Annotated in this window: 6 protein-coding genes and 2 pseudogenes; 2 read left to right on the forward strand and 6 right to left on the reverse strand. The window is 51.9% G+C overall.

The window, feature by feature from the left end:
• Positions 1 to 3: 3 nt before the first annotated feature.
• From ABUK73_RS22360 to ABUK73_RS22370, 3 genes are read right to left on the reverse strand one after another with little or no spacing between them, the layout of a single operon-like run.
• Positions 4 to 480: a RidA family protein gene (locus tag ABUK73_RS22360; protein ID WP_353579178.1), complete on the reverse strand. Its 477-nt coding sequence runs from the start codon at positions 478 to 480 to the stop codon at positions 4 to 6.
• Positions 473 to 1219, reverse strand: a complete 747-nt coding sequence (locus tag ABUK73_RS22365) for a gamma-glutamyl-gamma-aminobutyrate hydrolase family protein (RefSeq protein ID WP_353579179.1) — start codon at positions 1217 to 1219, stop codon at positions 473 to 475. The genes ABUK73_RS22360 and ABUK73_RS22365 overlap by 8 nt, the downstream gene beginning before the upstream one ends.
• Entirely contained in the window at positions 1213 to 2370 is a 1158-nt protein-coding gene (locus ABUK73_RS22370) for a M20 family metallopeptidase (protein WP_353579180.1), read from the reverse strand. The genes ABUK73_RS22365 and ABUK73_RS22370 overlap by 7 nt, the downstream gene beginning before the upstream one ends.
• A gap of 106 nt (positions 2371 to 2476) precedes the next feature.
• Between ABUK73_RS22370 and ABUK73_RS22375 the strand changes: the two are divergent.
• Positions 2477 to 3322, forward strand: a pseudogene (locus ABUK73_RS22375) (LysR family transcriptional regulator).
• Positions 3323 to 3328: 6 nt separating this feature from the next.
• Here the strand turns inward: ABUK73_RS22375 and ABUK73_RS22380 are convergent.
• From ABUK73_RS22380 to ABUK73_RS22390, 3 genes are read right to left on the reverse strand one after another with little or no spacing between them, the layout of a single operon-like run.
• Positions 3329 to 4102, reverse strand: a complete 774-nt coding sequence (locus ABUK73_RS22380) for an ABC transporter ATP-binding protein (RefSeq protein WP_353579181.1) — start codon at positions 4100 to 4102, stop codon at positions 3329 to 3331.
• A gap of 7 nt (positions 4103 to 4109) precedes the next feature.
• Positions 4110 to 4982 carry an ABC transporter permease gene (locus tag ABUK73_RS22385; protein WP_353579182.1) on the reverse strand — a complete coding sequence of 291 codons (873 nt, stop codon included), beginning with the start codon at positions 4980 to 4982 and terminating at the stop codon, positions 4110 to 4112.
• 8 nt (positions 4983 to 4990) lie between these two features.
• On the reverse strand, positions 4991 to 5968 hold the full coding sequence (locus ABUK73_RS22390) for an ABC transporter substrate-binding protein (protein ID WP_353579183.1): 978 nt from the start codon (positions 5966 to 5968) through the stop codon (positions 4991 to 4993).
• 512 nt (positions 5969 to 6480) lie between these two features.
• Between ABUK73_RS22390 and ABUK73_RS23415 the strand changes: the two are divergent.
• Positions 6481 to 6603 (forward strand): annotated as a pseudogene (locus tag ABUK73_RS23415) (IS630 family transposase); the annotation flags it as partial.
• Positions 6604 to 6777 lie beyond the last annotated feature (174 nt).

The raw sequence follows: 6777 nt of genomic DNA on the forward strand, positions 1-6777 counted from the left end.
CGATCACTCCGCTTTCGACAGGCGGGCTATCGCTTCGATTTCCACCGACACACCCCGCGGTAAAGACGTAACGCCAATGGCGAAGCGGGCGTGTCGTCCCCGATCACCAAATACGGAGACAAGAAGGTCCGATGCACCGTTGATGACAGCAGATACATCTATGAAATCGGGCGTACAGTTCACAAAGCCTGACACTTTGATGATATCTGTCACCTTCGATAAGTCTCCCCCTGTTGCCAAAGACAATTGCGCGACAACATTCAGAGCAGCGAGTGCGGCTGCCTCCACAGCATCCTCAGTCGAGATCGTTGCGCCGACTTTGCCTAAATAGCGGGGTCGACCATCCTCGAGCGGCAGTTGCCCAGATACGAAGACCTGTCCGTTATCGATCTTAAACCCCAGTAGATTACCGGCGGGCTTCAAAATGGCGGGCAATTTGAGACCTAAAGCGAGTAGGCGGTTCTCGGGCGTATCAAACATGAAGCACCCCCGACCGGCCGAGCGAATACGCCCGCGCGGCGTTTATGAGTTCCTTAAAGATCAGACCATCGGCCGGCCCTGCTCCATATTCGGGATGCCACTGTACCCCGACCGCGAAATCATGCTCGGTTGCCTCAATGGCTTCGATCACACCGTCATCTGCAATGGCGACAGTATGATATCGCAGAGAAGGTTGAACCGCTTGGTGGTGGACACTATTAACTGAATAACGACCAGGTCTGAGTGAAGGCAGACAGCGTGATTGCCGTGCAATCGTGATATCGTGCTGAACAATGTCTGCACGTTGGTCTGGTTTATGCTCAAGCGCAGCGGGAATTTCCCGTGAAATGTCTTGCACCAATTGCCCGCCAAGGCAGACGGCCAGGAGTTGCATTCCATTACAAACCCCAAGCACTGGCAACCCGGCCTCAAGCGCTCCATCTATGAGCGACTTTTCGCATTCCGTGCGTTCGGGCTTCATCGAATACGACTGCTTCGGCACCTGACCATATAGCGCGGGATCAATGTCGAACATGCCGCCAGTGACAAGCAAACCGTCAATGCTCGCAAGATAGGCTGCAGCCTCATCGACATAGGGGAGGACGAGTGGGAGCCCGCCGCAACGCCATATCGCATCTGCATAGTTCCGGCGGACTTCATATTCGGTTTCGGGCGCGGCGACGTCGTTGATGTCAGGCGTTATGCCGATGCGCGGGCGAGATGAGGTTCTCATCAGCATGACAGCCAAGCCTCCGCAACGTCGGCATAGATGCTCGCGGCCAGCAGGACGTTACCGATGGAAACCGATTCGTCGGGTTGACCACTGAGTCCAAGCTCACCCGGCCCGACAATTGCGAATGGCACATCCAAGCCTTCCAGCAGAACTGTCGCGTCGCTATAATAAGATACGCCTTTCAGCGCAGGCACCCGCCCCATATGACAAGTACAAACGTCACTGCATAGACGAATGAAGGCGTCGTCCGGCCTGCTTTCCACCGCGGGCTTGAAATCGAGTAAACTGATGCAGACATTCTCTGGCGCCTGCCCGTTTATAATCTTGATGACATCAAGATGATCCATGTTAGGCAGCAAACGAACGTCGAAATCAGCAAAGCAATGGTCAGGCGTCAGGTTTACGGCGGAACCACCCTCGATACGCCCTACCCGAATGGTCGGCGCGTCGAGGAGCGGATGTGCGGTATAATCCAGTTCCAATGTAGCGAGTCTAGACAAGAACTCGTTGATACTGGAGATCGCATTTATGCCAGCGTCACCGGACACATGCCCGAGGCGACCGGTCGCGGTTGCTCTCAGCCACAAGGCCGCCTTTTCCACGATGACGACATCGAGGCTGCTTGGCTCACCACATAAAAAAGCGCCTATCTCGCGCTGTAAGCCACGCTCGACGAAACGCCGCGCTCCGAGAAGGTTTGCGCTTTCGCCAGCTGTGAAAGCAAAAATTACATCGCCTTTAAGCTGGGTCTTCCGTTCTAAAAGACGTTCTGCCGCTGCGATCATCGCAGCCAATGCGCTTTTCATGTCCGACGAGCCACGTCCATATAGGCGCCCATCTGAAATAGCCGCAGAAAAAGGATCATGCTGCCATGGCAGATGACCCACAGGTACCGTATCCATATGAGCGGAAAAAACGAAACTCGGCTTTTCCCCTGACCCGCGAATACGTCCCAGAACATTGGCCCGTCCTGGAAGAAACTCTTCCAACTCAGACTCGACACCAAGTGATAACAGCTGTTCGTGAACACGCATGGCGACATCAAGCTCGCCGCCCGGGGGATCGCAGCTATCTATCGCGACGACTGCTTGAAGAAATGCAATTGGATCGAAGTGTCCGAGCGGAGTGAAGTCTTGTCGTAAATTTGTTATCTGCATGGGCCATCCTCTCGTTATTCCTCAAGAATGGCTGTTACATTTCATTCAAAGAAGCGATAATATCTCATAGAATAATCGGCAACTTGAATAAATAAGTTGAGCTTCTATGGACACATCACTGCTACGCTGTTTTTTGACTGTTTCCGATACCAAGAGTTTCTCTGCGGCGGCCACGCGGCTCAATATTACCCAATCTACAGTGAGTCATCAGATTGCCAGGCTGGAAGACCATCTGGGCAAGCAGCTGTTCGAACGAACCACCCGGAATTGCCGACTAACAGCCGACGGTAGGGAATTGATCCACCACGCCGCTCGAGTATTGCAATGCGTTGATGAACTGGAACAGAGCTTTAAACCTCAGCTTTTAAGTGGAACTGTGGTGATCGGGGTTCCGGACGATTATTATCTTTTTGGGCTTATCACCGACGCGCTCGGAGGGTTCATGGCAGACAAACCAGGTGTCGGTGTGGAAATGCGCGCTGGTCTCGGTGCCAATCATCTCCGTGACCTGGAGGACCGCAATCTGGATCTCGCTCTGGTTCGGGAGGTCGGGGGAAGTACAGGTGAGGTGCTGAGAACGGAGCGGATCGTCTGGATTGCAGGTCCGAACTGATCACCTCCATCGGATGGCGTCATACCCTTTGCTGGCGTCAATGGAGGATGCGCTTATCGCAAAGCTGCTGCGGCGGCTCTGGATGCTCAACATATTCCCTGGAAATGCAAATTCTCATGCACAAGCCTGGAAGGCGTTCTTTCGGTTGTGCGTGCAGGTCTTGCGATTTCGGTCGTAACAGAGGGAGACGCGACCAATGGTGTTCGCGTTCTGGATCATTTGGGCATGCTACCGGCCTTGCCCCTAACGACACTGAGCATCAAGTACTCACGAAAGCAGCCGAGCCTTGCAGCGAAGGCTCTGGCGCGTGTCATGGCAAACGCACTAGTGAATGTGTAGCGTCGATCAAGCCGCTGCTCTTGTCATCGAGAAGAGCAATTGTCGCAGCTTATGGCGGAGCCGCGTAAAGTCTTCACGCTCAGTATCCTCGATTGTTCGCGGATGTGAAATGTCGACATCTATGATCTCCGCAATGCGACCGGGGTGAGGTGAGAACACGACAATTCGATCAGCGAGCAACATAGCTTCATCGATATCGTGGGTGACGAATACGACCGTCTTTCGGTCCTGCGACCTCAAATCGAGGAGAAAGGTCTGCATTTCCACGCGAGTTAAAGCATCGAGCGCTCCGAAGGGCTCGTCCATTAACAAAATTCTCGGATCGATCGCCAATGCTCTGGCAATTGCTACTCGTTGCTGCATCCCACCTGAAAGCTGCGAAGGATATACCTTGGCGAACTTCGAGAGTGATACACGTTGCAGCATACGATCGACCTTGTCGCGGCGGGTATCCTTATCTGATCCCGCCAAGTCCAGACCGAACGCGATGTTGTCCTCGACGTTAAGCCAGGGGAATGAGGTGTAGGACTGGAAAACCATTCCAACCGACCGATCTCGCCCATCCAAAGGACGACCCTCGATAACAATGCTGCCATTCGATGCGTTCGTCAGACCCGCCATGATCCGCAGCAGCGTGGATTTTCCGCAACCGGAAGGGCCAAGGAAGACCACAAATTCTCCATTCTTAATATCAAGACTGACATTATCAAGTGCGGTAACGGTGGCATTTCCTTCACCGAAGGTCTTCGATACATTGTGAATTTTGATTATATTAGACATCTTTTTCTCATGACCGCCCACGTTGCAGGTAAGGGAACAGGTATCGACCCGCGAAATTAAAGATCATATCGCTCACAAGTCCGATGACGCCAATCGAGATGATCCCCACGAAAATCGTTGCTGTGTCCATAAAGCGCGACGCGTTCAAAATGATGTAACCGACACCACTTGATGCCGCGACGATTTCAGCAATCACGATGTAAGTCCAAGCCCAACCGAGAACGATCCGTAAATCGTTGAAAATCGCCGGCTTTGCGCTTTGAAGTATCACCTTGACGATGATCTGCATCGGTGTCGCACCGAGCATAATTGCAGCCTCGATCAATGCAACGGGCACTGCCAGTGTGCTGACCATCACCATCAACGTCAGAGTGAAGAAAGTGCCAACGAAGATTACGGAAAATTTCTGCCCATCATCGATCCCGAGCCACAATACGAGCAAGGGAATGAAAGCGGTCGCGGGCATATAGCGGGTAAATGCAATGCAGGGCTCAAGCAGAGACCGGAAGAATTGAACCGATCCCATCATCAATCCGAGCGGCACAGCTATGATCGCTGCAAAGCTGAAACCAACGAGTACGCGATATATGCTTATCGCGATATCACCAAGAAACCCTTTATTGACATAAAGCGCCCACCCCGCTTCTCCCACTTGATACGGCCCAGGGAGGAAAAAATCACTCACGAGACCCGAGGCCGACACAATCGCCCAAATCGCCAGGAGCATGCAGAAAAACAATATGGAAAGAAGGAGGGAAGTTGGCTTGGGAAGAGGCTTGCGGATTGCGAAGAGGCGCGTTGGCCGATGATTGTTGCCATAAAGCCTAGATGTTTGTCGGCTCTGGGTCCTGAATTGATTTTTTAACGTTTCCACAACCATCAGACGCCTCACTTTTCTAATGCCGCAGCTAAGGGTTTGGCGTCAACGACGTTGCTGGCCTCAAAAGAAGCTTTAAGCAACCCTGCCTTCATGTAGAACTCGATGCCGCGCTGGGTAACGTCTTTTATCATCCCAAGCGAACTTACAGATCCGATGTATTTCTCGTTTTCCTCTCGTGACACGAACTCAAGGCCGGAAAGAGATGCTCGGAATTCTTCATCGCTTATGCCCAAAGCCTTTGCCATGATGGCATTCGCGTCATCGGGCGACGCTTTCCAGTAATCATAAGCTTCGAAGTAAGCCTTTATGAAATTTTTGATGTCGTCTGGTCGCTTTTCGATAACATCCGTCCGAAAGGCAACAGTATCCACAATCAGTCCCGGTTTGTCTGCGGAGCTGGCTAGCACGTGGCCGCCGCGCTCTTTAGCTTTTGACAGCCAGGGATCCCAAGTCGCAGCAGCATCAAGACGCCCCGCTGCAAAGGCAGCCCCGGCATCACCTGCGCGCATAGACTGCAACTTAACGTCTTTAGGAGACATCTTGTGGTCAGCGAGCAGATTCAGGAGAAAGAAATAAGTGCTCGACCCTTCTTCAGCACCCAATGTCTTTCCCTTGAGATCCTCAAAGGATTTGATCCCGTTTGCAGCAACGATCCCTTCGCCACCTTTTGAGAAATCTACAGCCAATACCTGCTTAATGCCGAGCTGTTGGGCGTTGTAAAAAATGAAAGTATCCACCGTTGTGGACCATCCGTCGAGCCTGCCCGTAGCGATCGCCGCCGCGGTAGAAGGCTTGTCCTGCACCGTCATGAGCGACACATCTACATTGTTCTTTTTGAAGAGGCCTTTCTGATCAGCAAGGTGCAAAAGGCCGTATCCGACCCAAGTCGTCATACCCACACTCAAAGGCTTGTTTTCCGACGCAGGCGCCGTATTTGCGAAAACCGAGACCGCGATGATCGTACAGGTCAATAATTTTAATAGCATTTTTATTCCCCTTTTAGTGGTTATGGCAAAGGTGAAACTTTGCAAATCTGATGGGACCACAAGGGAGGGCAAATATTTAGCGAAAATTCGTTATCGATTGATGCAAATCATCACTAAATCAAACTTCAAACATACGATGATAGCGATAGCTATAAAAACAGCAAAAAATCTCTAAGCGAATGTTTTCTATATATTTTTAGGCCTCGTCCGTAAATTGGATTTCACTAGGCGTCCGGCCAGGGGGGACAATAATCTGTACGGATACTCAATGTTATCGCTTAGCTCTCCAACAGCGACGCAAAAATCTGTCATCAGGGCGTCACGCTGTAATGAATTACCAAAACTCCCCCTTTGATTTTGTAAATATGCAGACTTAAGACGTTAATCGCCTAACGCGATGCCAGTATCAGCGCACCAATTAGAGCGTTTCCTCGTTTTTCTGAATCGGCTTGGATTCCAAAATCAGCTTTGTTGTGATTCACTCACGCTGGCTGGACGGAGGCTAGTATCAAATGACCGCACCGATATCAAATGATCTTCGTAAACGTGTTGTTGCCGCGATTTTGAGCGGCGAGAGTGTGCGAGCCGTCGCTGCACGGTTCGAAAGTTGCCGCGTCGTCCGAGTTTCTCAAAGAGCAGGCGATCTTGGAAGATATCATGGGCCGTGCTGATCAATCCGGCAGCCAACAACGCAAAAATCCCCACGAGGGGGCTTGATGCGATCACAGGGACTTTTGGTTGCGGGGGCAGGATTTGAACCTGCGGCCTTCAGGTTATGAGCCTGACGAGCTACCGGGCTGCTCCACCCC

This window comes from Agrobacterium vacciniicorymbosi (genome assembly GCF_040427045.1).
Classification (GTDB): domain Bacteria; phylum Pseudomonadota; class Alphaproteobacteria; order Rhizobiales; family Rhizobiaceae; genus Agrobacterium.